This is a genomic window from Pseudomonas sp. SJZ103 (genome assembly GCF_007828335.1).
Taxonomy (GTDB): Bacteria; Pseudomonadota; Gammaproteobacteria; order Pseudomonadales; family Pseudomonadaceae; genus Aquipseudomonas.
Genome location: NZ_VIUN01000003.1, coordinates 363,608 through 389,635, shown reverse-complemented (window position 1 = coordinate 389,635; position 26,028 = coordinate 363,608). Strand labels below are relative to the sequence as shown.

Sequence of the window (26,028 nt, the reverse complement as noted above, 5' to 3'; positions counted from 1 at the left end):
ATCCATGGCGGCGAAAGCGGGTTTTTGACGTCAATAAAACCGAAAAATCGCAAAAAGATGATGTCATTTTGGTTTTTCTGTCATCCGCTAATGCTAATCTTCGGCCGTTCGTTCGCCTTCTGCGACTTATCGTCGCGCCAAATGGAGCTTCACTCTACAAAAACGGCCACGCTTTGCGTGCAAGGCCGAGGGAGAGAGCGCCTGACGAACGCATACTAATAACTGGGGGATTCATCAATGAGCACTAGCACTGTGGCCGGCACTACCGCCGCACAGCCTGCGTTCCTGTCCAAGGAGCGCATTATCGCCAAGCCCGGGTTCAACCGCTGGCTGGTTCCACCGGCCGCCCTGGCCATCCACCTGTGCATCGGCATGGCCTACGGCTTCTCGGTGTTCTGGTTGCCGCTGTCCAAGGCGCTGGGTATCACCAAGCCGGTCGCCTGCGCACCGGACATGAGCTTCATCGCCCAAGTCTTCTCGTCCCAATGCGACTGGCCCATCTCCATGCTGGGCTGGATCTACACCCTGTTCTTCATCTTCCTGGGCTGCTCGGCAGCGATCTGGGGTGGCTGGCTGGAACATGCCGGGCCACGCAAGGCCGGTGTTGTGTCGGCGCTGTGCTGGTGTGGCGGTCTGCTGATCTCGGCATTGGGTATCTATACCCACCAGATCTGGCTGATGTGGATCGGCTCCGGGGTCATTGGCGGTATCGGCCTGGGCCTGGGGTATATCTCGCCCGTATCGACCCTGATCAAGTGGTTCCCGGACAAGCGCGGCATGGCCACCGGCATGGCGATCATGGGCTTCGGCGGCGGCGCAATGGTGGGCGCCCCGCTGGCTGCTGCGTTGATGGGGCACTTCGCTTCGCCGACCAGCGTGGGCGTATGGCAGAGTTTCCTGGTGATGGCCGCGATCTACTTCGTGTTCATGATCGGCGGCGCGCTGTCCTACCGCGTCCCACCGACCGGCTGGAAGCCTGAGGGCTGGACCGCACCGGCGAAAAAAGCCAGTAACGCGATGATCACTCACCGTCACGTGCACGTGAATGTGGCGTGGAAAACCCCGCAATTCCGCCTCGTATGGCTGGTGCTGTGCCTGAACGTATCGGCCGGTATCGGCATCCTCGGCATGGCTTCGCCGCTGCTGCAGGAAGTGTTCGGTGGCAAGCTGCTGGGTGTTGATGTGCCGTTTGGCCAGTTGGACGCCGGGCAATTGGCGTCGATTGCTGCCATCGCTGCGGGCTTTACCGGTTTGTTGAGCCTGTTCAACATCGGTGGCCGGTTCTTCTGGGCGTCGTTCTCCGACTACCTGGGCCGTAAAAACACCTACTTCGTGTTCTTCGCCCTGGGCTTTGCCCTGTATGCGCTGATCCCGAACCTGGGGCACCTGGGCAACGTGGCGCTGTTCGTCGCGGCGTTCTGCATCATCCTGTCGATGTACGGCGGTGGTTTTGCGACCGTCCCGGCCTACCTGGCCGACCTGTTCGGTACCCAGATGGTCGGCGCGATCCACGGTCGCCTGCTGACCGCATGGGCAGCCGCGGGCGTATTGGGCCCGGTGCTGGTGAACTACCTGCGTGAATATCAACTGAGCATCGGCGTCGAACGCGCTGCGGCCTATGACATCACCTTGTATATCCTCGCGGGTCTGCTGGTGCTGGGCTTTATCTGCAACATGCTGGTCCGCCCTGTGGCCGACAAGTACTTCATGACCGATGCAGAACTTGCCGCAGAGCAAGCGCTGGGCCATGACAAAGGGGCTGATGCCACCACTTCCCTGGAGTGGAAAGCCGCGTCCGGCACCGTGCCATTGGCGATCGCCGCCTGGTTGGTGGTGGGTATTCCGTTGGCGTGGGGTGTGTGGGTGACCCTGCAGAAGACGGCGGTACTGTTCCACTAAGTTGACTGCAAGCGGGCGCACCATCCTGGAGCGCCCGCTTGTATACACATGTCTATCCCCGACACTCCCCGCTTCAACTCGTCAGTCTTATCCCCTTCGATGTTTCTGTTTAGCGCCCGCGCCCCTATAATGGCTGCCTTTTTCGCCCAATGATTTTGCGGAGCTGGTGATGGCCGAACGTAAGGCGTCCGTCGAGCGCGACACTCTGGAAACCCAGATCAAAGCCTCGATCAACCTGGATGGCACCGGAAAGGCCCGATTTGATATCGGTGTACCTTTTCTTGAGCACATGCTGGACCAGATCGCCCGTCACGGGCTGATCGACCTGGATATCGTCAGCAAGGGCGACCTGCATATCGACGACCACCACACGGTGGAAGACGTAGGCATCACCCTCGGCCAGGCGTTTGCCAAGGCCATCGGTGACAAAAAAGGCATCCGTCGCTACGGCCACGCCTATGTCCCGCTGGACGAAGCGCTGTCGCGTGTGGTCATCGACTTCTCCGGCCGCCCAGGCCTGCAGATGCACGTGCCGTACACCCGCGCCACCGTGGGCGGCTTCGATGTCGACCTGTTCCAGGAGTTCTTCCAGGGCTTCGTCAACCACGCACTCGTCAGCCTGCACATCGACAACCTGCGCGGCACCAACACCCACCACCAGATCGAAACCGTGTTCAAGGCTTTCGGCCGCGCGCTGCGCATGGCCGTGGAGCTGGATGACCGCATGGCCGGGCAAATGCCCTCGACCAAGGGCGTCCTGTAATGCAGACGGTCGCGGTTATCGATTACGGCATGGGTAACCTGCACTCGGTGGCCAAGGCCCTCGAGCACGTAGGGGCCGGCAAGGTGCTGATCACCAGCGATGCCAATGTGATTCGCGAAGCCGACCGCGTGGTGTTCCCCGGTGTAGGTGCAATTCGCGATTGCATGGCCGAAATTCGCCGCCTGGGCTTTGACAGCCTGGTGCGCGAAGTCAGCCAGGATCGCCCGTTCCTCGGCATCTGCGTGGGCATGCAAGCCTTGCTCGACAGCAGTGAAGAGAACGACGGCGTTGACTGCATCGGCCTGTTCCCGGGCAAAGTGAAGTTCTTCGGCAAAGACCTGCATGAAGACGGCGAACACCTGAAAGTCCCGCACATGGGCTGGAACGAAGTCCGCCAGACCGTGGATCACCCGCTGTGGCACGAAGTGCCGGACATGGCGCGTTTCTACTTCGTGCACAGCTACTACATCGCCGCCGGTAAACCGGGCCAGGTGGTGGGGCGCGGGCACTACGGCGTCGACTTCGCCGCAGCGTTGGCCGAAGGTTCGCGGTTTGCCGTGCAGTTCCACCCGGAGAAGAGCCATACCCATGGCCTGCAATTGCTGCAGAACTTCGCCGCCTGGGATGGACGCTGGTAAATGGCCAGGAAGCCGAAGCTGCCAATCTTGAACCTCACGCCCGAACAGGAGAGTGAGGCTACCCTCAAGATCAAGCGCTTCATGGAAGACCGCTTCGAGCTCAAGCTGGGCTCGTTCGAGGTCGCCGAGATTCTTGAGCTGTTCACCACCGAAGTGGCTCCGCATTATTACAACAGGGCGATTTTCGATACGCAGACGCTCCTTAAAGAAAGGTTCGAAAGCATCGAAAGCGACCTGTGGTCGCTTGAGAAACCCTGATTTCCAAGCATTGCTGAATATCGAATAAGGTTTGCCAGATGCTGATTATCCCCGCTATCGATCTCAAGGACGGCGCCTGCGTACGTCTGCGCCAAGGCCGTATGGAAGATTCCACCGTGTTCTCCGATGACCCGGTGAGCATGGCTGCCAAATGGGTGGAAGGGGGCTGCCGTCGTCTGCATCTGGTGGACTTGAACGGCGCCTTCGAAGGCCAGCCGGTCAACGGCGAGGTGGTCACCGCGATCGCCAGGCGCTACCCGAACCTGCCGATCCAGATCGGCGGCGGTATCCGCTCCCTGGAAACCATCGAGCATTACGTCAAGGCCGGCGTGAGCTACGTGATCATCGGCACCAAGGCCGTGAAAGACCCGGCCTTCGTCGCCGAAGCCTGCCGCGCGTTCCCGGGCAAAGTGATCGTGGGCCTGGACGCTAAAGACGGTTTCGTCGCTACCGACGGCTGGGCTGAAATCAGCACCGTGCAAGTCATCGACCTGGCCAAGCAGTTCGAAGCCGACGGCGTGTCCGCCATCGTTTATACCGACATCGCCAAAGACGGCATGATGCAGGGCTGCAACGTGCCGTTCACCGCTGCGCTGGCCGCTGCGACCAGGATCCCGGTGATCGCTTCCGGCGGTATTCACAACCTGGGCGACATCAAGTCGCTGCTGGACGCCAAGGCGCCAGGGATCATCGGCGCCATCACCGGCCGTGCGATCTACGAAGGCACCCTGGACGTCGCCGAAGCCCAGGCTTACTGCGATGCCTACAACGGCTGAGGACTGACCATGGCGCTGGCCAAACGCATCATCCCTTGCCTGGACGTCGACAACGGTCGCGTGGTCAAGGGCGTCAAGTTCGAGAACATCCGTGACGCCGGCGACCCGGTGGAAATCGCCCGTCGCTACGATGAGCAAGGTGCCGACGAGATTACCTTTCTCGACATCACCGCCAGCGTCGACGGCCGCGACACCACGCTGCATACCGTCGAGCGCATGGCCAGCCAGGTGTTTATCCCGCTGACCGTCGGCGGTGGCGTGCGCACCGTGCAAGACATTCGCAACCTGCTCAATGCCGGTGCGGACAAGGTCTCGATCAATACCGCTGCGGTGTTCAACCCGGAGTTCGTCGGCGAAGCCGCGCAGCACTTCGGCTCGCAATGCATCGTGGTAGCCATCGACGCCAAGAAAGTCTCCGGCCCGGGCGAAACCCCGCGCTGGGAGATCTTCACCCACGGCGGTCGCAAGCCGACCGGCCTGGACGCGGTGGAGTGGGCGATGAAGATGGAAGGCCTGGGCGCCGGGGAAATCCTGCTGACCAGCATGGACCAGGACGGCATGAAGAACGGCTTCGACCTGGGCGTGACCCGCGCCATCAGCGATGCGCTGGGTATTCCGGTGATCGCCTCAGGCGGTGTCGGTAACCTGCAACACCTGGCCGACGGCGTGATCGAAGGCCATGCCAGCGCGGTGCTGGCGGCGAGTATTTTTCACTTTGGCGAATACACCGTTCCTGAGGCCAAGGCCTACATGGCGGCGCGCGGTATCGTCGTTCGCTAAACGTTGCTGGACACCATGGCAGGCGCGCGGCACTCTCTGCGCTTGCCATGGATTCCGGTAGCCTTCATGTTCAAACAACTGCTTCTTGCTGTCGCCAGCACGTCCATTCTCTTGGCCGGCTCGGCCCATTGCACAGAGGAACCGTCTGACGCCTCCCTGGTGTTGCTGACGGAAAATTTCCCGCCCTACAACATGGCCAAGAACGGTAAGAACTTCGCCAAGGACGAGAACATCGAAGGCATCGCCGTGGACATCGTGCGCGAGACCTTCAAGCGTGCCGGCATTTCCTACAATCTCACCCTGCGTTTTCCCTGGGAGCGAATCTACAAACTCGCCCTGGAGAAGCCCGGCTATGGCGTGTTCGTGATGGCGCGTCTGCCGGATCGTGAAGCGCTGTTCAAGTGGGTCGGCCCCATCGGCCCGGATGATTGGGTGCTGCTGGCCAAAGCCGACAGCAAGATCCAGCTCGATGACCTGGAGCACGCGCGGCGCTACAGGATCGGCGCCTATAAAGGCGACGCCATCGCCGAGACCCTGGAGAAGCAGGGCCTTAACCCGGTGGTGGTGTTGCGCGACCAGGACAACGCGCAAAAGCTTATGGATGGCCAGATCGATCTGTGGGCCACCGGCGACCCGGCCGGGCGTTATCTTGCGCGCCAGGTCGGTGTGACGGGGCTCAAGACCGTGCTGCGGTTCAACAGTGCTCAGTTGTACCTGGCGCTGAACAGGGATGTGCCGGATGAGACGGTAGCCAAGCTGCAGGCGGCGTTGGATCAGTTGCGCTCTGAAGGGCGGGTGGAACAGATCATGGCGAACTATTTGTAGCGGTAGGTGCCGTTCTTGCCGTGTCCAGCCATGGCTTGATTGCTGCGCACACTGATCATCAACTTGATATCTATCCAGTCGATGCCCTGGGCCTTGAGCTTGGGCAACTCGCGCTCCAGCACTGCCAGGGTTTGTGGGTAAGGGTGGCCGATCATCACCACCGAGCCCTGTTTGTGCGCCAGTTTGATAGCGGTTTGCAGTTGCGTGGTGATCGCCGCTTCGGTGCGTTCGTCATCGAGAAACACATCCCGCGAAACATGCGCCAGGCCAATCTTCTGCGCTTCGGCAGCGGCTACGGTCTGCGCGCTGGTGCGGCTGTCGACGAAGAACTTGTTGCGCCGTTGCAGCTCGGCCATCAGCCAGGCCATGGCGGCCGGTTGCGCGGTCATGCGGCTGCCCATGTGGTTGTTGATACCGGCGGTATAGGGCACGGCGTTGAAGGCCGCGTCCAGGCGTTTGCCCAACTCTTCGATAGGCAGCTCGGGGTGCCAGGCGAACGGGCCGGTGGCGGGGTCCATTGGCATGTGCAGGATCACGATCTTGCCGGCCTTGTGCGCTTCGCGGGCGAATTCGGCGGCGTGGGGCGTGTCGGGCATGATCGCCGTGGTCACCGGCCCAGGCAGGGCCAGCACGCGACGATCCCGGGTCAGGTTTTGCCCCAGGTCGTCGATGATGAGGGTCAGGTAGGCTTTGTGGGATTCGCTGGCAGGGGCCGCGTGGGCGACCCCTGCCAGGCTGCATAGCACAGCGATGATCAGGGCAACACGCATATCAACGACTGCGTGTAATGCTCAAGCCCTTGAGCAGGCTCAGCGCCTGGGCCAGCTGGTAATCATCGTCCTGCGGCATCGGCTTGGCTTTCTTGCTGCTGCCGGTTGGCTGGTCGGCACCGCCGTTGCCATTGCCCAGGTGACCTTGCAGGTCCGCTTCCTTGTAGTACTCGCTGTCGATTTCGTTGGTGATCTTGGCCTTGCGCACTTCGATGTCCGGCACGATGCCCTGGGCCTGGATCGAGCGGCCGTTCGGCGTGTAGTACAGCGCGGTGGTGATCTTCAGCGCACGCTCGTTGTTCAGCGGCAACACGGTCTGCACCGAGCCTTTGCCGAAGCTGGTGGTGCCCATCAGCACGCCGCGTTTCTGGTCTTGCAGGGCGCCGGCGACGATTTCCGACGCCGAGGCGCTGCCGCCGTTGATCAGCACAGCCAGTGGTACGTTTTCGCTGAGGTCGTTGCCGGTGGCCGAGAAGCGCAGCTCGGAGTTGGCGATACGACCCTTGGTGTAGACGATCAGGCCCTTGGTGATGAAGTGGTCGACCACTTCCACCGCCGACTGCAGCACGCCGCCTGGGTTGTTACGCAGGTCGAGCACGATGCCGCTGAGTTTCTTGCCGTTGTCCTTGCGCAGCTTGGCCAGGGCCTTGGCCACTTCGTCGCCGGTCTTGACCTGGAATTGGGTGATGCGGATGTAACCGTAGCCCGATTCCAGCAGCTGGCTCTTCACGCTCTTGACCACGATGGTTGCGCGGGTGAGCGTCACGTCAAACGGGTTGCCGCCGTCGCGCACCAGGGTCAGGGTGATTTTCTGGCCGATCTTGCCGCGCATCTTGTCGACGGCTTCGGTCATGGTCTGGCCACGGGTCGGCTGGCCGTTGATCTTGACGATAAAGTCACCGGCCTGGATGCCGGCCTTGGACGCCGGGGTGTCATCGATTGGCGAGACCACCTTGATATTGCCGTCTTCGGCGCCGACTTCAATGCCCAGGCCGCCGAATTCGCCGCTGGTGCTTTCCTGCAGCTCGGCGAAATCTTCCGGACCGAGGTAGGCGGAGTGCGGATCGAGGTTGCTGAGCATGCCCTTGATGGCATTTTCCAGCAGGGTCTTGTCGTCTACAGGTTCGACATAGGCTGCCTTGATCCGGTCCATGACCTCGGCAAAGGTGCGCAGCTCGTCCAGCGGCAACGGCGCCTTGGTGGTCGCGGCCGTGGCGGCGGGTGCAGCCGGGGCGGCCTGGTCGGCAAAAGCCAGAGGCGCGCCGATCACCAGGGCGATCGTCAGGGCCAGCGAAGTGAGGCGGGACAAATGCAGCATGTCGAACGAACTCCTAATGTAGATGCGACCCTATCCTTGGGACCGGCACCATTGTGCGGGATCGCTCGGGCGACCCTGCTGACGAATAGCGAAGTACAGCGCTGGGGTGTCCTGGCCGCCACTGTTACCGACAGTGGAGATGGATTCACCGGCTTTTACAACATCACCTGCCGACTTGAGTAACGTCTGATTGTGGCCATAAAGGCTTAAATAGCCATTACCGTGGTCGAGAATCACCAACAAACCGGCGCCCCTCAGCCAATCGGCAAACACCACGCGCCCACCGTGTACGGCATGGACCTGGCTGCCGGCAGAGGCGCTGATCATCACCCCGTCCCACTTGGCGCGGGTGTCATCGCCACGGGTTTCCCCAAAGCGTGCCAGTAGTCGACCATCAACTGGCCATGGAAGTTTGCCGCGCGCTGAAGCAAAAGGCCCGCCGAAGGACTCGCCAGCACTGGAAACCAGCGGGCCAGGAGCGGCATGCGCCGGTTTGCGGGGCGCCGGGGCATCGGTGGTGGCTGCCAGTTCGGCCTCACGCTGGCGCTTTTTTTCGGCTTCCTGCTGGGCGATCAGCGCTTTCTGTCGCGCTTCTTCGGCCTCACGTGCCTGGCGTGCCAGGGTTTCTTCAATGGTCTTGAGCACTTTGGCCAGGTCGGCCTGGTCTTGCTCGCGGGCCTGGAGCTTGGCGTCGCGGGCCTTCACGTCGTCATTGAGCTTGGCCAGGGCCAGCTGGCGCTCCTTGCGGACCTTGTCCAGCTCGTCGCGCTGGGCGTTGAGGCTGGCTTTCTGGTCCTCCAACTGCGACTGCTGGTTGGCGATTTCCTGTTCGACGTTGACCAACTGGCGCAGGGTCTCGTTGAAGCTTTTCAACTGCTCCAGTCGGGCCTTGCTCAGGTAGTCGTAGTAGGTCAGGGTGCGCGCGAATTTTTCCGGGTTCTGCTGGTTGAGCAACAGTTTGAGGTATTCCTGGCGGCCGCTCTGGTAGGCGGCGCGGGCCTGGATTGCGATCAAACGCTGCTGTTCAACGCGTGCGCTCTGGAGTTTTTTTTTCTCAGCGTCGAGTCGCTCCAGTTCCGACTCGCTCTTCTTTAGTTCTTTTTGCAGCTCCTGGACCTGCTTCTCCAGCTTGCCCATTTCGGTTTCCGTGCCGCGCAGGTCTTTCTGCACCCCGGATTTTTCTTCCTGGAGCTTGCCGAGCAGTTTTTTCAGCTCGGTAATGTCCTGACGCGTAGCGTCCAACTGTTGTTGAGTTTGTGCACGCTCGTCGGCAAACGCCGGTTGGAGCAGGCAGACAAGAGCAAGGGTAATCAAGGCGCGAAGCATAGAGGCGGGCGACACCAGGGAAAGGGACGGCCTAGTATGCCCGCCAAGCGCCGCAAAAAAAACGCCCAATTCGGACTGGAAGGCAAGATAGGTGCCGAGTGGTGGCGGTATGGCAAAAAGACATCTACCAAACACCGCGAAGCTAATGTGGGAGGGGGCTTGCCCCGATTGCGGTGTGTCAGCTGAATAGGTGTTGGCTGACCCACTGCTATCGGGGGCAAGCCCCCTCCCACACTGTTGTTTGGATCAGACCAGGATCGAGGTCCCGGTCATCTCTTTCGGCTTCTCCAACCCCATCAGCATCAACATGGTCGGCGCCACATCCGCCAGCACGCCGCCATCACGCACTTTGAAGTCGCGCTTGCCGACGTAGATGAACGGCACCGGCTCGGTCGTGTGGGCGGTGTGGGCCTGGCCTGTGGATTCGTCGGACATCTGCTCGCAGTTGCCGTGGTCGGCGGTGATCAGCGCCTCGCCGCCGACTTTTTCCAGGGCGTCGACGATGCGGCCGACGCACAGGTCCAGGCATTCCACGGCCTTGGTCGCAGCTTCCAGGTTGCCGCTGTGGCCCACCATGTCACCGTTGGCGTAGTTGACCACGATCACGTCGTAGCGCTGGTGGTCGATGGCGTCGACGATCTTGTCGGTGACTTCCGGCGCGCTCATTTCCGGCTGCAGGTCGTAGGTGGCGACTTTTGGCGACGGGATCAGGATGCGCTCTTCGCCAGGGAACGGTTCTTCACGCCCGCCGGAGAAGAAGAAGGTCACGTGGGCGTATTTCTCGGTTTCGGCAATACGCAGCTGGGTCTTGCCGTTCTTCGCCAGGTAGTCGCCCAGCACGTTGTCCAGGCTGCCGGCAGCAAAGGCAGCGGGGGCCGGGATGCTGGCGGCGTATTGGGTCAGGCCGACGTATTGGACTTTTGGCTGGCGCGCACGCTCGAATTCCTTGAAACCGTCTTCGACAAACACACGGCTCAGCTCGCGGGCACGGTCGGCGCGGAAGTTCATGAACACCACGGCGTCACCGTCTTCGACCTTTACCGGCTCGCCGATGGTGGTGGCCTTGACGAATTCATCGCTCTCGCCACGGGCGTAGGCAGCTTCCAGGCCTTCCTGGGCGGTGGCGGCGTGGAATTCGGCCTGGCCGTCGACGATCAGGTTGTAGGCCTGGGATACGCGGTCCCAACGGTTGTCGCGGTCCATGGCGAAGTAGCGGCCCACCAGGCTGGCGATGCGGCCCTTGCCCAGGGCGGCGAAAGTGGCGTCCAGCAGCTCGATGGAGGATTGCGCGCTTTTTGGCGGGGTGTCGCGACCATCGAGGAAGGCGTGCAGGTAGATCTTGTCGGCGCCGCGCTTGAAGGCCAGCTCTGCCATCGCCACCAGATGGTCCTGGTGACTGTGAACGCCGCCGTCGGACAGCAGGCCCATGAAGTGCACGGCCTTGCCGGCGGCCACTGCTTTATCTACCGCTGCGCAGATAGTCGGGTTCTCGAAGAACTCGCCATCGCGGATCGATTTGGTCACGCGAGTGAAGTCTTGATATACCACTCGTCCGGCGCCGAGGTTCATGTGGCCGACTTCCGAGTTGCCCATCTGGCCGTCCGGCAGGCCCACGTCCATGCCCGAGCCGGAGATCAGGCCGTTGGGCACCGTCGCGGTCAGACGGTCGAGTACCGGCTTCTTGGCCGCGTACACCGCGTTGTCGTGGTGGCTTTCACTGTGTCCGAAGCCATCGAGAATTATCAGGACCAAAGGTTTAGGCGTGGTAGTCATAGATCCTCTCGCGGCGGTAATAAAGGAAGGCAATTGAAAAGGGAGTGGCAGTTTAAAGCGAAGTTCCGACCACGTCACCGCTTTACGGGGGTTGGCCCCCCCTGACGGCTGTGTATACTTACCGCCATTTTAACGCCCTGGAACCTCCTTGATGGTTGATCACCTGATTGCATTTGCCACTGCCCACTATCTGCTCGTGGGTGCCTTCGTCATCCTGCTGGCGCTGCTGATCGCTCACGAATTGAGCCGTGGTGGCCGCAGCCTGAGCACGTCGGAGCTGACCGCGCTGGTTAACAAGGACGAGGCCATTGTGGTGGATATTCGCCCGGCCAAGGATTTTGCCACGGGCCATATCGTCGGTGCCCTGAACATCCCTCAGGACAAGCTGATCGCGCGCCTGCCCGAGCTGGAAAAGCACAAGGCCAAGACCATCATCCTGGTCGACGCTCAGGGCCAGCACGCCGGCACCCACGCCCGCGAAATGCTCAAGACCGGTTTCATCGCCGCCAAGCTGTCCGGTGGCATCAGCAGCTGGCGCGCCGACAACCTGCCGCTGGTGAAGTGATATGAGCCAGGTCGTCGTATATTCCAGCGATTGGTGCCCTTACTGCATGCGGGCCAAGGCCCTGCTTGAGAAGAAGGGCGTTGCCTTCGAAGAAATCAAGGTCGATGGCAAGCCCCAGGTGCGTGCCGAAATGGCCCAGAAGGCGGGGCGCACGTCCGTGCCGCAGATCTGGATCGGCGCCAGGCACATCGGTGGTTGCGACGACCTGTTTGCCCTGGAGCGCGCCGGTAAACTCGATGCGTTGCTGCTCGTCTGACTCCTAACCCCTAAAAGACCCCAAGATCAAGAAGGATCTGCGATGACTGACCAACAGAACACCGAAGCAGCAGAAGCCCAAGGCCCACAATTTTCGCTGCAGCGTATCTATGTGCGTGACCTGTCGTTCGAAGCGCCGAAAAGCCCGGCGATCTTCCGCCAGGAATGGACTCCAAGCGTTGCCCTGGACCTGAACACCCGTCAAAAGGCACTGGAAGGCGACTTCCACGAAGTCGTGCTGACCTTGTCGGTCACCGTCAAGAATGGCGAAGAAGTGGCCTTCATCGCTGAAGTGCAACAGGCCGGTATCTTCCTGATCCAGGGCCTGGACGAAGCGTCCATGAGCCACACCCTGGGTGCGTTCTGCCCGAACATCCTGTTCCCGTATGCCCGCGAGACCCTGGACAGCCTGGTCACCCGTGGTTCGTTCCCTGCGCTGATGCTGGCTCCGGTGAACTTCGATGCCCTGTACGCTCAAGAGCTGCAGCGCATGCAACAGGAAGGCGCGCCGACGGTTCAGTAATCTCGAACCCGACGCAGAACCCAATGTGGGAGGGGGCTTGCTCCCGATAGCGGTGGATCAGTCACCTAGATGTCGACTGACACTCTGCCATCGGGAGCAAGCCCCCTCCCACATTTGTTATGTGTGCTATTTGAAGCCGAGTTGGCGCCAGCCTTCGTAGACGGCAACGGCGACGGTGTTCGACAGGTTCAAGCTGCGGCAGCCTTCGCGCATCGGCAGGCGCAGGCGATGGCCGTCGGGCAGGGCGTCGAGTACCTCGGCTGGCAGGCCACGGCTTTCCGGGCCGAACAGGAAGGCGTCGCCCTCGGCAAAGCTGGCATCATGAAACGGCCGCGAGCCTTTGGTGGTGAACGCGAACAAGCGCGGGTGTCCGAGGCTTTCCAGGCAGCTGGCCAGGTCGGCATGGCGCTGGAGGGTGGCGTACTCGTGGTAGTCCAGCCCGGCACGACGAAGACGCTTGTCGTCCATGTCGAAGCCCAGGGGCTCGATCAAATGCAGGTGGCAGCCACTGTTGGCGCACAGCCTGATAACGTTGCCGGTATTCGGCGGAATTTCTGGTTGAAAAAGGATGACGTGAAACATGCACGGCTCCGAAGGCAAAGATGCGCTGCATTCTACCCCTGAAGAAGACCCAAGGCCGAAGCTAATGCCGAGGGTCATGGGCTCATTGGCGATTGTCGGCCTGATGGTGGGCCTGATGATCGGCCGCCTGACCACTCCTGACCCGGTCGAGTTGCAGCAGGTAGAGACGGCTGCGGACGGTGTGGTGGTGTGGTTCAACAGCGAACCCAAGCTGCACGGCGAGCACATCGACGGCACCGTGGCGCTGTTGTTCGACGCGCAAGGCAAGGCCGCCAGTGGGCAGCTCAAGGTCAACGACAAGGATGTGAACTGGCGCGTGCGCAAGACCGATGCGGGCTTGCTGCTGAACCTGGTGGCGGCTCGGCCGTTGCGCGGGGAGTGGAAAGGGGAGAAGGCCGATGGCCGCTGGCGGCTGGAGATCCATCTCCAAGAGCAATAAAAGAGGGAATCCCCGGCCTGCCTGTACCAAGGTTCCCAAAACGGGCTGGAGCTATGGGCGCTGAGCCACATAAGCCCCGGGTGTAAAGAAGGGAGTTCCCGGCCTGCCTGTACCAGGGCTCCCAAAACGGGGTGAAGCCAAAGGCTTCGGTGTTAAAGAGGGAGTCCTCGGCCTGCCTGTACCGAGGTTCCCGAAAGCGGTGTGGAGCGCGACGCGGTTCGCATCAAGCACCCCGGGTGTAAAGAGGGGATTCTCGGCCTGCCTGTACCAAGGTCCCCGAAACTGGGTTGTACTGGGGTTATTGCAGGGCGCGTGCCAGAGTGGCTAAGTTGTGGCAAAAAATTTCTCCAGAAAGCGCAAAGCCCCGGAATACGGGGCTTTGGTGTTTTCGAGGTTCAGCATTTTCTTAACAAAACGTTAGTTTCGGGCGTGGAACGTGTGCGCGATGCTAGAACAGGGTGCATTGAAGCGGTGCACGATTCTGAGTCCGTGTGGAGGTCCAAATGTGGGAGGGGGCTTGCTCCCTCCCACATTAGACCTCGGTAGATTGGAGATCAGGCGTCGTCGCCCTCATCGTCATCACCACCATCGACCTTCATGCCCAACTCCTTGATCTTGCGCGTCAGGGTGTTGCGACCCCAACCCAGCAACACGGCGGCGTCGCGACGGCGGCCGGCGGTGTGCTTCAGGGCCGTTTCGATCATGATCCGCTCGAACGCCGGCACGGCGCTGTCCAGCAAGTTCGACTGGCCGCGTGCCAGGGCCTGGTCGGCCCATTGGCGCAGTGCCTGCTCCCAGTTGGTCACAGGGGCCGAATCCTGCGGCAGGCTCAGCAGCTCCGGCGGCAGGTCGCCGATGTGCACTTCGCGGCCGGACGCCATCACGGTGATCCAGCGGCAGGTGTTCTCCAGCTGGCGCACGTTGCCGGGCCACGGCAGGTTTTTCAGGTATTCCTCGGTCTCGCTTTTCAGCAACTTCGGCTCGACGGCCAGCTCCTGGGCGGCGCGGCTGAGGAAGTGGCGGGCGAGGGTCGGAATATCTTCGCGGCGGTCCGACATCCGTGGGATATGGATGCGGATCACGTTGAGACGGTGGAACAAGTCCTCACGGAACTTGCCTGCGTGCACCAGGGTTTCCAGGTTCTGGTGAGTCGCGGCGATGATGCGCACATCGACCTTGACCGGTGTGTGCCCGCCCACGCGATAAAACTCGCCGTCCGCCAGTACGCGCAGCAAGCGGGTCTGGGTGTCGGCCGGCATGTCGCCGATTTCATCGAGGAACAGCGTGCCGCCGTCCGCCTGTTCGAAACGCCCGCGACGCAGGTTGGCTGCGCCGGTGAACGCGCCTTTCTCATGGCCGAACAGCTCGGACTCCATCAGATCCTTGGGAATCGCCGCCATGTTCAGCGCGATAAACGGCGAGGCCGCGCGCGGGCTGTGACGGTGCAGGGCGTGGGCCACCAACTCTTTACCGGTACCCGACTCGCCGTTGATCAGCACGGTAATGTTGGAGTGGCTCAAGCGACCGATGGCGCGAAACACTTCCTGCATCGCCGGCGCTTCACCGATGATTTCCGGGGTGCGGGTCAGGGTCGGTGGGGCTTCCTGGTTCTGTTGTTCCTGGGCGTGCTGGTTGGCGCGCTTGACCAGCGCCACGGCCTCGTCCACGTCAAACGGCTTGGGCAGGTACTCGAAGGCACCGCCCTGATAGGACGCGACAGCGCTGTCCAGATCCGAGTGCGCAGTCATGATGATCACCGGCAGGCGCGGGTGCTGCTCGCGAATCCGCGCCAGCAGGTCCAGGCCACTGGCGCCGGGCATGCGGATGTCGGAGATGATCACGTCGGGCTGCTGACGCGCCAGGCGGCTCATCACCCCGTCGGCGCTGTCGAAGCTCTGGGTGGTCATGCCTTCCTGTTGCAAGGCTTTCTCGAGGACCCAGCGGATAGAACGGTCGTCATCGACGATCCACACAGTTTCACTACGGCTCATGTCGATGAGGCTCCTTGTTCCAGAGGCAGAAAGATCGAGAATGTGGTGTGGCCGGGATGGCTCTCACATTCGATCAGACCCTGGTGCTGGCTGATGATGTTCTGGGTAATGGCCAGGCCCAGCCCGGTACCGTCCGGGCGGCCGCTGACCATGGGAAAGAAGATGGTTTCCTGAAGTTCCGCAGGGATGCCTGGGCCGTTGTCGATGATCTCAACCTTGGTCACCAGGCGATGGCGCACGTGGCCGATGGTGAACTGGCGCAGGGCGCGGGTGCGCAGGCTGATGCGGCCCAGGCGCAACTCGTTCTGGCTGCTGATGGCCTGCATGGCATTGCGTACGATATTGAGCACCGCCTGGATCATCTGCTCGCGGTCGATCAATACGTCGGGAATGCTCGGGTCGTAGTCGCGCACCAAGGTGATGCAGCCCTGGCTTTCGGCCTCGACCAACTGACAGACGCGCTCCAGTACTTCGTGCACGTTGGTCATCGCCAGCGACGGCAGCTTGTTGGAGCCGAGCATGCGGTCCACCAGGTTACGCAGGCGGTCAGCCTCTTCGATGATGACGTTGGTGTAGTCCTTGAGGTGCTCGTCCGGCAGCTCGCGGGCCAGCAACTGCGCCGCGCCGCGAATGCCACCCAGCGGGTTCTTGATCTCATGGGCCAGGCCGCGTACCAGCATCTTGCTGGTTTCCTGCTTGGACAGCTGGGCTTCTTCCTTGGTGATTCGCAGCAGGCGGTCGCGGGGGTGCACTTCAAGCAGCAGCAGGGTGGCGCCGTTGCTCAGGATCGGGGTCACGGCGTAGTCGACGGTCAGCGTCTGGCCGGTCAGTGCCGTGAGCATCGCTTCACGCTTGGTGAACGGATGTGCCTGCTCCACGGCCTGGCGCAACGAACTCAAGGCTTCGGCCGACTCGGTGAACAATTCGCTGATGAACTGCCCATGGCTGCGCTGGCCACTGATGGCCAGGAGCATTTCCGCCGCCGGGTTCATGTACTCAAGGCGCAGGTCGTCATTGAGCAGGATGGTCGCGGTGGTCAGGTTGTCGAGTAGCAAACGGTGCAGTGCATCGCTGATGGTCATCGGGACCTCTTTTGGAGCAAGGCGCGGGCTTGAGGCACACGCTGATACAAGGAAAATGCAAAAAACAAACCAAGGCTCCGAAAAGAAGCGTTAAACCCCTGAAATAGGGGTTTAAGGCGCGAAACTGTGGCGTTCTGCCAGCTTGATCGGGAAGTTTCGAACCAAAATGGTGTGAGTCGTTGGGAAGGGTGCAGGATGTCGCACCAATATAGTGCGGTTTTGTGAAGGTTGTTCAGGAAGTGCCGAAATCACACAAATCAAATCTGGGAGGGGTTGCCCCTCTCCCACATTTTTGGATCGGGTTTACAGTTTTAGTCTTTGTAGATACACAGCTCGGCCGTAGCGCGGATCATCGCCAGTTGCCGCAGTGGGTCGTTCAGCGGCTCATGCACTGCTTCGGCCAGCCATTGAGGGCACTGCGGGTCGGTACGTTGTGGGGTGAAGTCCGCCAGTTGTTGCAGCAGGCGTTTTTGCAATTGATCCAGTTGCGGGCGAATCTGCTTCACCAGGTCCGGGCGCGGGTCGTCGGGTGCCTTGCCCTGGAACTGCCAATCGGACAAGTGGGTGTACTGCACCAGCTTGTTTGCCTCGATCTGTGCCGAGAAAAATTGCTCGGCGGCGGCGGGGGCCAGTTTGTAGCTCGGCGCCTGGGCGACGACACTGGCGATCACCTCTTGTTCGCGCTTCTTATCCTCTACAGGTTTTTTGCTGTCCCATTTGCTCAGGGCCACCTGGTCGGCGATCTCCAGGCGTTCGGCGATGCTGTTGAGCAGCGGCTCAAGAGTGGGTGGCGCAGCCAATGCGCTGGCGCTGAAAAACACTAAAGCGAACGCAAGTCGACGTTTCAATGCTGATCTCCTTGTGGGAGGGAGTGGGGGGATTCGGGTTAATTCCCGGGCAAAAAAAGACCTCCCGAAGGAGGCCTTTTTCTTCACGCTGCGTCAAGCAGCGCTACCGGATCAGCAGCTGTAGTACAGCTCGTATTCCAGTGGGTGTACGAAGGTGCGTACTTTGATTTCTTCTTCGCTTTTCAGCTCGATGTAGGCATCGATGAAGTCGTCGCTGAATACGCCGCCTTTGGTCAGGAACGCACGGCCCTTGTCCAGCTCTTCCAGGGCTTCTTTCAGGCTGCCGCACACTTGTGGGATCTCTTTGGCCTCTTCAGGCGGCAGGTCGTACAAGTTTTTGTCGGCGGCGTCGCCAGGGTGGATCTTGTTCTGGATACCGTCCAGGCCAGCCATGACCAGGGCAGCGAAGGCCAGGTATGGGTTGGCTGCCGGATCCGGGAAGCGGGCTTCGATACGGCGAGCGCGCGGGCTGGACACGTAAGGAATACGGATCGAGGCGGAACGGTTGCGAGCCGAGTAGGCCAGCATTACCGGTGCTTCGAAACCTGGGACCAGACGCTTGTAGGAGTTGGTCGACGGGTTGGTGAAGCCGTTCAGGGCCTTACCGTGCTTGATGATGCCGCCGATGAAGTACAGGGCGGTGTCGGACAGGCCGGCATAACCTTCGCCAGCGAAGGTGTTCTTGCCTTCTTTGGCGATGGACAGGTGAACGTGCATACCCGAACCGTTATCGCCGTACAGCGGCTTAGGCATGAAGGTAGCGGTACGGCCGTAGGCATCAGCCACGTTGTGTACGCAGTACTTCAGGGTCTGGACTTCGTCAGCCTTGGCAACCAGGGTGTTGAATTTCACGCCGATTTCGTTCTGGCCGGCAGTCGCCACTTCGTGGTGGTGAACTTCGATGACCAGGCCCATTTCTTCCATGGCGTTGCACATGGAGGTACGGATTTCGTGGTCGTGGTCGAACGGCGGAACTGGGAAGTAGCCACCTTTGATGCCTGGACGGTGGCCTTTGTTGCCGCCTTCCACGTCCTGGTCGGACATCCACGAACCTTGTTCGGAGAAAATCTTGAACATGGAACCGGAGATGTCGGACTTGAACTTGACCGAATCAAAGATGAAGAATTCTGGTTCCGGGCCTACGAATACGGTGTCGCCGATACCGGTCGACTTCAGGTATTCCTCGGCACGCTTGGCGATCGCACGTGGGTCGCGGTCGTAGCCTTGCATGGTCGAAGGCTCGATCACGTCGCAGACGATGATCAGCGTTGGGTCTTCGGTGAACGGGTCGAGGACGGCAGTGCTGTCGTCCGGCATCAGGATCATGTCGGAGGCTTCGATGCCTTTCCAGCCAGCGATGGAGGAACCGTCGAACATTTTGCCTTCTTCGAAGAAAGCATCATCCAGCGCGTCGCGAGCCGGCATGGTCACGTGGTGCTGAGTGCCTTTGGTGTCCGTGAAGCGCAGATCAATCCATTTAACGTCATGATCTTTGATGAGTTGAACCGACTTCGACATAGTGTCCTCCGGGTGGCTTCGGGCTGGGGTAGTGGAGTTAGCCCTTAGAATGTGGGTGATGCCGGCGCGGATAGTCCGCCATGGCAACCTGCCTCACAAGAGAGCAAATTGCATGCCAGTGCGCCAACATGGGTTTTTTGCTCCAAAAACGCCCTATAAAAGGTACATAGCGACAAAAGCCCGAAATTCGAGCACTGAAATGTGGCGTCTGGCGATGCAAATGCACCTCTTTAGTGCGTGGTGAGTGTTGTGCATATTAACTGGTTAAACCTTGAGCGATTTCCGCTATAATCCGCGCCCCCCTTTTTCGGCAGGCCCTGCGCGCGCTGTTTCCATGAAATTAATCGTTAAAGTCTTCCCCGAGATCACCATCAAGAGCCGACCGGTACGGATGCGTTTCATCCGTCAGTTGGCCAAGAACATCCGTGCCGTGCTCCGCGATCTGGACCCGGCTGTGGTGGTGAACGGTGTGTGGGACAACCTCGAGCTGGAAACCCGCCTGACCGACGCCAAAGCCTTGAAGGACATGACCGAGCGCCTGAGCTGCATGCCGGGTATCGCGCATTTCCTGCAGGTGGATGAGTACCCGCTGGGCGACTTCGACGACATCACCGAAAAATGCAAACGGCACTTCGGCGACAGCCTTGAAGGCAAGATTTTTTCGGTGCGCTGCAAGCGTGCCGGCAAGCACCCATTCAGCTCCATGGACGTCGAGAAATACGTCGGCAGCAAGCTGCGTCGCGAGTGCGGCGCCGCCGGAATTTCCCTCAAGGCGCCGCAAATTGAAGTGCGCATGGAAATTCGCGACCAACGGTTGTTTGTGATTCACAGCCAGCACGACAGCATCGGCGGCTATCCGCTGGGCGCCCTGGAACAGACCCTGGTCCTCATGTCCGGCGGTTTCGATTCCACGGTGGCGGCCTACCAGATCATGCGCCGCGGCCTGATGAGCCACTTCTGCTTCTTTAACCTGGGCGGACGTGCACACGAATTGGGCGTGATGGAAGTTGCGCACTTTATCTGGAAGAAGTACGGCAGCTCCCAACGCGTGCTATTTGTGAGCGTACCGTTTGAGGAAGTGCTGGGCGAAATTCTCGGTAAAATCGATAACAGTCATATGGGCGTAGTTTTGAAGCGTATGATGTTGCGCGCCGCGTCCCGAATCGCCGATCAGTTGCAGATCGACGCGCTGGTGACCGGTGAAGCGATTTCCCAGGTTTCCAGCCAGACGCTGCCGAACCTGTCGCTGATCGACTGCGTGACTGAAAAGCTGGTGCTGCGCCCGCTGATCGCCAGCCACAAGCAGGACATCATCGACTTGGCAGAAGCAATCGGCACCGCCGACTTTGCCAAGCACATGCCTGAATACTGCGGGGTCATTTCGGTGAACCCCAAGACCCACGCCAAGCGCAACCGCGTGGAGTACGAAGAACAACAGTTTGATATGGCGGTTCTGGAGCGTGCGATCCAGAACGCCAAGCTGGTCCCGATCGATCGTGTTATCGACGAGCTGGGCCAGGATGTGCAGATCGAAGAAGTTGGCGAAGCCCTGGCCGGTCAGATCGTCATCGACATCCGTCACCCGGATGCCGCTGAAGATGAGCCGCTGGAAGTCGCCGGCATCGACGTACAAACGCTGCCGTTCTATGCATTGAACGCGCGTTTCAAGGAACTGGATAACAGCCGTCAGTACCTGCTGTATTGCGACAAAGGCGTGATGAGTCGCCTGCATGCCCACCATTTGCTCAGTGAGGGGCATGCCAATGTGCGCGTTTATCGACCGAGCTAAGAGCCCGGGGCTGTTTGCCTGTGGCCTGCGTCACCGGCCCCCCGACTCTGCCGTCAAGCTGTAACGGCAAGGCCTGACTCTACTGTTAATCGCTGCCACGACCTGTCAGCACACCGAATCCTCTGATCGAGATACACAAGTGATCGAAAATCTACGTAACATCGCCATCATTGCCCACGTTGACCATGGTAAAACCACCCTGGTAGACAAACTCCTGCGTCAATCCGGCACCCTGGAGCGCAACGAGCTCAACGACGAGCGCGTGATGGACTCCAACGACCAGGAAAAAGAGCGCGGTATTACCATCCTGGCTAAAAACACCGCTATCAACTGGAACGGCTACCACATCAACATCGTGGACACCCCGGGCCACGCCGACTTCGGCGGCGAAGTAGAACGCGTAATGTCGATGGTTGACTCCGTTCTGCTGCTGGTTGACGCTCAAGACGGCCCTATGCCGCAAACCCGTTTCGTGACCAAGAAGGCTTTCGAAGCCGGCCTGCGACCGATCGTGTGCATCAACAAGGTTGACCGTCCAGGCGCGCGTCCGGACTGGGTTCTGGACCAGATCTTCGACCTGTTCGACAACCTGGGCGCCACCGAAGAGCAACTTGATTTCCAAGTGATCTACGCATCGGCCCTGAACGGTATTGCCGGTCTGGAACACACCGCCATGGCGGAAGACATGACCCCGCTGTACCAGGCGATCGTTGACCACGTTCCACCACCGAAGGTTGACCGTGACGGTCCGTTCCAGATGCAAATCTCGGCACTGGACTACAACAGCTTCCTGGGTGTTATCGGCGTTGGCCGTATCGCCCGTGGTAGCGTCAAGCCGAACACCCCGGTTGTCGCTATCGGCGCCGACGGCAAGAAGCGTAACGGTCGTATCCTGAAGCTGATGGGTCACCACGGTCTGCACCGTATCGACGTTGAAGAAGCCTTCGCCGGCGACATCGTGTGCGTCAGCGGTATGGACTCGCTGTTCATCTCCGACACCCTGTGCCAGCCGGACACTGTCGAGGCGATGAAGCCTCTGACCGTTGACGAGCCAACCGTTTCCATGACCTTCCAGGTAAACGACTCGCCTTTCTGCGGTAAAGAAGGCAAGTTCGTGACTTCCCGTAACATCAAGGAACGTCTGGACAAAGAGTTGCTGTACAACGTTGCACTGCGCGTTGAAGAAGGCGACTCGGCTGACAAGTTCAAGGTTTCCGGCCGTGGTGAGCTGCACCTCTCGGTACTGATCGAAACCATGCGTCGCGAAGGCTTCGAAATGGGCGTTGGTCGTCCAGAAGTGATCATCCGTCAGGTTGACGGCGTGAAGCAGGAACCGTTCGAAAACGTCACCATCGACACCCCTGAAGAATCCCAGGGCAAGGTCATGGAAGAGATGGGCCTGCGTAAGGGCGACCTGACCAACATGGTGCCGGATGGCAAAGGCCGTGTGCGTCTGGAATACAACATCCCTGCTCGTGGTCTGATCGGTTTCCGTAACCAGTTCCTGACCCTGACCAACGGTGCTGGCATCCTGACCTCGATCTTCGATCGCTACGACACCATGAAGTCCGGCGACATGTCCGGCCGTCAGAACGGTGTTCTGGTCTCGGTAGAAACCGGCAAGGCACTGACCTACTCCCTGGAAACCCTCCAGGCGCGTGGCAAGCTGTTCGTTGAACACGGTCAAGAGATCTACAACGGTCAGATCGTTGGTCTGAACAGCCGTGACAACGACATGGGCGTCAACCCAACCAAAGGCAAGAAGCTCGACAACATGCGTGCTTCGGGTAAAGACGAAACCATCGCCCTGGTTCCACCTGTTCGCTTCACCCTGGAACAGGCCCTGGAATTCATCCAGGACGACGAGCTGTGCGAAGTGACGCCGAAGTCGATCCGCCTGCGTAAGAAGATCCTGGACGAAGGCGAGCGTACCCGCGCTGCCAAGAAATCCAAGAACTGAGTTAACTCAGGCTGAATGAAAAACGCCCCCGGTCGAAAGGCCGGGGGCGTTTTTTTATGCCTGCAGTTTTGGTGGTGGTTGTACTGGCCTCATCGGGGGGCAAGCCTCCTCCCACCTTTGAATGTGTTCACAGATCAAAATGTGGGAGGGGGCTTGCCCCCGATAGGACCCTTGAGAGCCCCACAAAACCCGAATCAGAACTTATCGAGGGTCTTGAATTTGGTCTCGCGCACCACTTCCTTCGGCTTGTACGCGCAATACCCCGGCCGCGGCCCGATTTTTGGGTGGTTGCGGCAGGTATCCGGGCGCTTGTCATAAATAGTGCAGAAGCGCGTCTTACGATCCAGGTACAGGCAGTCGTTGTTGCTCATGCGCTGCAGGGTAAAAATCTCGGATTTGTTGTTGTAGCGCTCGACGATACCTTCCTTCTGCAACCGCTTGGCGATGTTCTTCGGCGGGTCGCCGCGCTCGAACTCATCGACGATGCCAATGCGGATCAGGTCCTTGATCTTCACCTCAACCGGCAGTGTGCAGCAGCTGGACACGCAGCCGCCGCACATATGGGCGGAATATTTCTGCCAAGTCTCGAGACGGTCGAGTTCCGCGGCGGCGATCAGTTGAGGCTTCATCGGGGTTCCAAAAGGTGGGGCTGTATCTGGGCGCGCGATAATACCGGGATTGGTGTTTTTTTGAACAATATTTTGCGTATTTCAGCTCAAAGGCTTGGACATGGGCAGATCGGGCACGACCCCTGCATCAAATGCCTGTAAAGGTGAATGAGTTAAAAAACTGCCGAACCAGAGCGTCTACCGTCTGTCAGACCGACTAGGCTCTAGCAACTCCTTCAATCTCGCCCGAGGTCGCACCGATGTCTCAGGAACCGCTTGCACGAGAAGCAGAGGTAGCCGCATTCCGCGATGCTGTCTTGACCAAACTCACCTACGCGGTGGGCAAAGACCCGGACCATGCCTTCGACCACGACTGGTTCGAAGCCATTGCCCTGGCCGCCCGCGACCAGATGGTCGACCACTGGATGGACCACACGCGGCGTATCTACCGCAAAGGCCAGAAGCGGGTTTATTACCTCTCCCTGGAATTTCTTATCGGCCGCCTGCTCTACGACAGCCTGAGCAACCTTGGCGTGCTGGAGATCGCTCGCGAAGCGCTGTCTGAACTCGGTGTGGACCTCGAGCGCATCCGCCTGCTGGAGCCCGATGCGGCGCTCGGCAACGGCGGCCTGGGCCGTCTGGCGGCGTGCTTTATGGAAAGCATGTCGACCTTGGGCATCGCCGGCCACGGCTATGGCATTCGTTATGAGCACGGTTTGTTCCGTCAGGCGATTGTCGATGGCTGGCAGCAGGAGCAGACCGAGCGCTGGCTGGATTTCGGCAACCCGTGGGAATTCGAACGGGCCGAGGTGATTTACCCGATTGGCTTTGGCGGCAGCGTCGAGACCCTGCCGGATGCCTCCGGCAAGCAGATCCAGGTGTGGACGCCCAACGAAACCGTGCGCGCCGTTGCCTACGACACCCCGGTGGTCGGCTGGCGCGGCGCCAGCGTCAATACTTTGCGCCTGTGGCGTGCCCGTGCGGTGGAAGACCTGCACCTGGAGCGCTTCAACGCCGGTGACCATTTGGGCGCCGTCGCCGAAGTGGCCCGCGCCGAGAGCATCTCCCGAGTGCTTTACCCGGCGGACAGCACCGAAGCGGGGCAGGAACTGCGCCTGCGCCAGGAATACTTTTTCGTCGCCGCCTCCTTGCAGGACCTGTTGCGTCGCCACAAGAACATGCACGGCTCGGTCCTGAGCCTGGGTGAACACGCGGCGATCCAGCTCAACGACACCCACCCCTCGATCGCCGTGGCCGAGTTGATGCGCCAGTTGGTCGACCTGCACGACATTCCGTGGGAAGCCGCGTGGGATGTCACCGTCGAAACCCTGTCGTACACCAACCACACCCTGTTGCCCGAAGCCCTGGAAACCTGGCCGGTCGGTCTGATGGAACGCATGCTGCCCCGGCACATGCAGATCATCTACCTGATCAACGCGCAGCACATCGATGCGCTGCGCGCCAAGGGTATTCATGACTTCGACGTGCTGCGCGCCGTCTCCCTGATCGAAGAAGACAACGGCCGCCGTGTGCGCATGGGTAACCTGGCGTTCCTCGGCTCCCACAGCGTCAACGGCGTGTCCGGCCTGCACACCCAACTGATGCGCAGCACAGTGTTCTCCGAACTGCACAAGCTCTACCCGGAGCGCATCAACAACAAAACCAACGGCATTACCTTCCGCCGCTGGCTGTACCAGGCGAACCCCAAGCTCACCGATATGCTGGTGGACGCCTTGGGCCCGGACATTCTCGACAACATGGAAACCCGCCTGGGCGAGTTGGAAACCTTCGCCGAGAAACAGGCCTTTCGCAAAGCCTTCGCCGACCAGCGCCTGCACAGTAAGCGTGCACTGGCCGAGATCATCCATGAGCGCCTGGGCATTTCGGTGAACCCGGCGGCGATGTTCGACGTGCAGGTCAAGCGTATCCACGAATACAAGCGCCAACTGCTGAACCTGCTGCACACCGTGGCGCTGTACCAGGCGATCCGTGCCGAGCCGGGCACCGACTGGGTGCCACGGGTGAAGATCTTCGCGGGCAAGGCGGCGGCCAGTTATCACCAGGCCAAGTTGATCATCAAGCTGACCAACGACATCGCGCGCACCGTCAACAACGACCCGACCGTGCGCGGCTTGCTCAAGGTGGTGTTCCTGCCCAACTACAACGTCAGTCTGGCGGAAAGCATCATCCCGGCGGCGGACTTGTCGGAGCAGATCTCCACCGCCGGCTTTGAAGCATCGGGCACCAGTAACATGAAGTTCGGCCTCAACGGCGCGCTGACCATCGGCACCATGGACGGCGCCAACGTGGAAATGCACGAGCGCGTAGGGGCCGATCACATGTTTATCTTCGGCCTCAGCGCGCAGCAGGTCGAGGCGCGTAAACATGCCGGTGAATTCAACGCCGGGCCCGACATTGCTGCGTCCCACCGTCTGAACGACGTGCTGCAAGCGATTCGGGGCGGGGTGTTTTCGCCGGATGATCCGGGCCGCTATGTGGGCTTGATCGACGGGTTGATCGACTACGACCGCTTCCTGGTCTGTGCCGATTTCGATTCCTACTGGGATGCCCAGGCGCGGGTCGAAGCGCATTGGCATGACTCCAAGGCATGGTGGCGTTCGGCGGTGCTCAATACCGCACGAATGGGCTGGTTCTCGTCGGACCGGACGATCCGCGAGTACGCAACCGAGATCTGGAAAGCCTTGGACTAAACACTGCGATAGCAAATGTGGGAGGGGGCTT

24 protein-coding genes are annotated in these 26,028 nt (G+C 60.4%); 14 read left to right on the top strand and 10 right to left on the bottom strand.

Translation table 11 applies throughout. From position 1 onward, the window contains the following. Positions 1 to 237 precede the first annotated feature (237 nt). The 7 genes from FBY10_RS09855 (at position 238) to FBY10_RS09825 (ending at position 5,939) form a co-directional block, all read left to right on the top strand. Positions 238 to 1,899, top strand: coding sequence for an OFA family MFS transporter (locus tag FBY10_RS09855; protein ID WP_131696919.1), 1,662 nt, complete (start codon positions 238 to 240; stop codon positions 1,897 to 1,899). 169 nt (positions 1,900 to 2,068) lie between these two features. Beyond that, positions 2,069 to 2,662 (top strand): imidazoleglycerol-phosphate dehydratase HisB, encoded by a 594-nt coding sequence (gene hisB / locus FBY10_RS09850; protein ID WP_003218037.1) that lies wholly within the window; start codon positions 2,069 to 2,071, stop codon positions 2,660 to 2,662. Continuing rightward, the gene (gene hisH / locus FBY10_RS09845) at positions 2,662 to 3,300 is read left to right on the top strand and encodes an imidazole glycerol phosphate synthase subunit HisH (protein WP_145335873.1); all 639 of its coding nucleotides are present in this window, start codon (positions 2,662 to 2,664) and stop codon (positions 3,298 to 3,300) included. The genes hisB and hisH overlap by 1 nt, the downstream gene beginning before the upstream one ends. Continuing rightward, on the top strand, positions 3,301 to 3,558 hold the full coding sequence (locus FBY10_RS09840; RefSeq protein WP_065925755.1) for a DUF2164 domain-containing protein: 258 nt from the start codon (positions 3,301 to 3,303) through the stop codon (positions 3,556 to 3,558). It abuts the gene before it with no gap. Positions 3,559 to 3,596: 38 nt separating this feature from the next. Then, entirely contained in the window at positions 3,597 to 4,334 is a 738-nt protein-coding gene (gene hisA, locus FBY10_RS09835) for a 1-(5-phosphoribosyl)-5-[(5-phosphoribosylamino)methylideneamino]imidazole-4-carboxamide isomerase (RefSeq protein ID WP_057010603.1), read from the top strand. A 9-nt stretch (positions 4,335 to 4,343) separates the two neighbouring features. After that, positions 4,344 to 5,114, top strand: coding sequence for an imidazole glycerol phosphate synthase subunit HisF (hisF, locus tag FBY10_RS09830; protein WP_003171107.1), 771 nt, complete (start codon positions 4,344 to 4,346; stop codon positions 5,112 to 5,114). A 66-nt stretch (positions 5,115 to 5,180) separates the two neighbouring features. Then, on the top strand, positions 5,181 to 5,939 hold the full coding sequence (locus tag FBY10_RS09825) for an ABC transporter substrate-binding protein (protein WP_131696916.1): 759 nt from the start codon (positions 5,181 to 5,183) through the stop codon (positions 5,937 to 5,939). Here FBY10_RS09825 and FBY10_RS09820 read toward each other — a convergent pair. The 4 genes from FBY10_RS09820 to gpmI all read right to left on the bottom strand — a co-directional run bounded on the left by FBY10_RS09820 (position 5,930) and on the right by gpmI (position 11,126). Next, positions 5,930 to 6,709 carry a divergent polysaccharide deacetylase family protein gene (locus FBY10_RS09820; RefSeq protein ID WP_131696915.1) on the bottom strand — a complete coding sequence of 260 codons (780 nt, stop codon included), beginning with the start codon at positions 6,707 to 6,709 and terminating at the stop codon, positions 5,930 to 5,932. The two genes, FBY10_RS09825 and FBY10_RS09820, sit on opposite strands and share 10 nt — an antisense overlap. Before the next feature lies 1 nt (position 6,710). Beyond that, entirely contained in the window at positions 6,711 to 8,027 is a 1,317-nt protein-coding gene (locus tag FBY10_RS09815) for a S41 family peptidase (RefSeq protein WP_131696914.1), read from the bottom strand. 30 nt (positions 8,028 to 8,057) lie between these two features. Then, a complete protein-coding gene (locus tag FBY10_RS09810; protein ID WP_145335875.1) occupies positions 8,058 to 9,353 on the bottom strand; it encodes a murein hydrolase activator EnvC in 1,296 nt (431 codons plus the stop codon). Between the two features lie 246 nt (positions 9,354 to 9,599). Next, positions 9,600 to 11,126 (bottom strand): 2,3-bisphosphoglycerate-independent phosphoglycerate mutase, encoded by a 1,527-nt coding sequence (gene gpmI / locus FBY10_RS09805; protein ID WP_131696912.1) that lies wholly within the window; start codon positions 11,124 to 11,126, stop codon positions 9,600 to 9,602. 151 nt (positions 11,127 to 11,277) lie between these two features. On the opposite strand from gpmI, the gene FBY10_RS09800 reads away from it, so the two are divergent. From FBY10_RS09800 to secB, 3 genes are read left to right on the top strand one after another with little or no spacing between them, the layout of a single operon-like run. Then, on the top strand, positions 11,278 to 11,691 hold the full coding sequence (locus tag FBY10_RS09800; RefSeq protein WP_131696911.1) for a rhodanese-like domain-containing protein: 414 nt from the start codon (positions 11,278 to 11,280) through the stop codon (positions 11,689 to 11,691). A gap of 1 nt (position 11,692) precedes the next feature. Next, a complete protein-coding gene (gene grxC / locus FBY10_RS09795; protein ID WP_033896917.1) occupies positions 11,693 to 11,947 on the top strand; it encodes a glutaredoxin 3 in 255 nt (84 codons plus the stop codon). A gap of 42 nt (positions 11,948 to 11,989) precedes the next feature. Further along, positions 11,990 to 12,469: a protein-export chaperone SecB gene (gene secB / locus FBY10_RS09790; protein ID WP_014716520.1), complete on the top strand. Its 480-nt coding sequence runs from the start codon at positions 11,990 to 11,992 to the stop codon at positions 12,467 to 12,469. A 126-nt stretch (positions 12,470 to 12,595) separates the two neighbouring features. Here the strand turns inward: secB and FBY10_RS09785 are convergent, their stop codons facing one another. Further along, a complete protein-coding gene (locus FBY10_RS09785) occupies positions 12,596 to 13,051 on the bottom strand; it encodes a tRNA (cytidine(34)-2'-O)-methyltransferase (protein WP_010563141.1) in 456 nt (151 codons plus the stop codon). On the opposite strand from FBY10_RS09785, the gene FBY10_RS09780 reads away from it, so the two are divergent. After that, positions 13,050 to 13,490 (top strand): hypothetical protein, encoded by a 441-nt coding sequence (locus FBY10_RS09780; protein WP_131696909.1) that lies wholly within the window; start codon positions 13,050 to 13,052, stop codon positions 13,488 to 13,490. The two genes, FBY10_RS09785 and FBY10_RS09780, sit on opposite strands and share 2 nt — an antisense overlap. A 554-nt stretch (positions 13,491 to 14,044) precedes the next feature. Here the strand turns inward: FBY10_RS09780 and ntrC are convergent. The 4 genes from ntrC to glnA all read right to left on the bottom strand — a co-directional run bounded on the left by ntrC (position 14,045) and on the right by glnA (position 18,929). Then, the gene (gene ntrC, locus FBY10_RS09770; RefSeq protein ID WP_027605069.1) at positions 14,045 to 15,481 is read right to left on the bottom strand and encodes a nitrogen regulation protein NR(I); all 1,437 of its coding nucleotides are present in this window, start codon (positions 15,479 to 15,481) and stop codon (positions 14,045 to 14,047) included. Continuing rightward, positions 15,478 to 16,563: a nitrogen regulation protein NR(II) gene (gene glnL, locus FBY10_RS09765; RefSeq protein WP_131696908.1), complete on the bottom strand. Its 1,086-nt coding sequence runs from the start codon at positions 16,561 to 16,563 to the stop codon at positions 15,478 to 15,480. The genes ntrC and glnL overlap by 4 nt, the downstream gene beginning before the upstream one ends. 311 nt (positions 16,564 to 16,874) lie before the next feature. Next, positions 16,875 to 17,411, bottom strand: coding sequence for a chorismate mutase (locus FBY10_RS09760; protein ID WP_145335877.1), 537 nt, complete (start codon positions 17,409 to 17,411; stop codon positions 16,875 to 16,877). A 111-nt stretch (positions 17,412 to 17,522) separates the two neighbouring features. Then, positions 17,523 to 18,929, bottom strand: a complete 1,407-nt coding sequence (glnA, locus tag FBY10_RS09755; protein WP_024072899.1) for a glutamate--ammonia ligase — start codon at positions 18,927 to 18,929, stop codon at positions 17,523 to 17,525. A 334-nt stretch (positions 18,930 to 19,263) separates the two neighbouring features. Here glnA and thiI point away from each other — a divergent pair, with 334 nt between their 5' ends. Both thiI and typA read left to right on the top strand, forming a co-directional pair. Beyond that, the gene (gene thiI / locus FBY10_RS09745) at positions 19,264 to 20,718 is read left to right on the top strand and encodes a tRNA uracil 4-sulfurtransferase ThiI (RefSeq protein WP_145335879.1); all 1,455 of its coding nucleotides are present in this window, start codon (positions 19,264 to 19,266) and stop codon (positions 20,716 to 20,718) included. 139 nt (positions 20,719 to 20,857) lie between these two features. Continuing rightward, complete coding sequence (gene typA, locus FBY10_RS09740; protein WP_131696905.1) at positions 20,858 to 22,678, top strand: translational GTPase TypA; 1,821 nt, start codon at positions 20,858 to 20,860, stop codon at positions 22,676 to 22,678. Between the two features lie 194 nt (positions 22,679 to 22,872). Here typA and FBY10_RS09735 read toward each other — a convergent pair whose 3' ends face one another. After that, positions 22,873 to 23,307 carry a YkgJ family cysteine cluster protein gene (locus FBY10_RS09735; RefSeq protein WP_024072902.1) on the bottom strand — a complete coding sequence of 145 codons (435 nt, stop codon included), beginning with the start codon at positions 23,305 to 23,307 and terminating at the stop codon, positions 22,873 to 22,875. Between the two features lie 239 nt (positions 23,308 to 23,546). Between FBY10_RS09735 and FBY10_RS09730 the strand changes: the two genes are divergently transcribed. After that, positions 23,547 to 25,997 carry a glycogen/starch/alpha-glucan phosphorylase gene (locus FBY10_RS09730; RefSeq protein WP_131696904.1) on the top strand — a complete coding sequence of 817 codons (2,451 nt, stop codon included), beginning with the start codon at positions 23,547 to 23,549 and terminating at the stop codon, positions 25,995 to 25,997. Positions 25,998 to 26,028 lie beyond the last annotated feature (31 nt).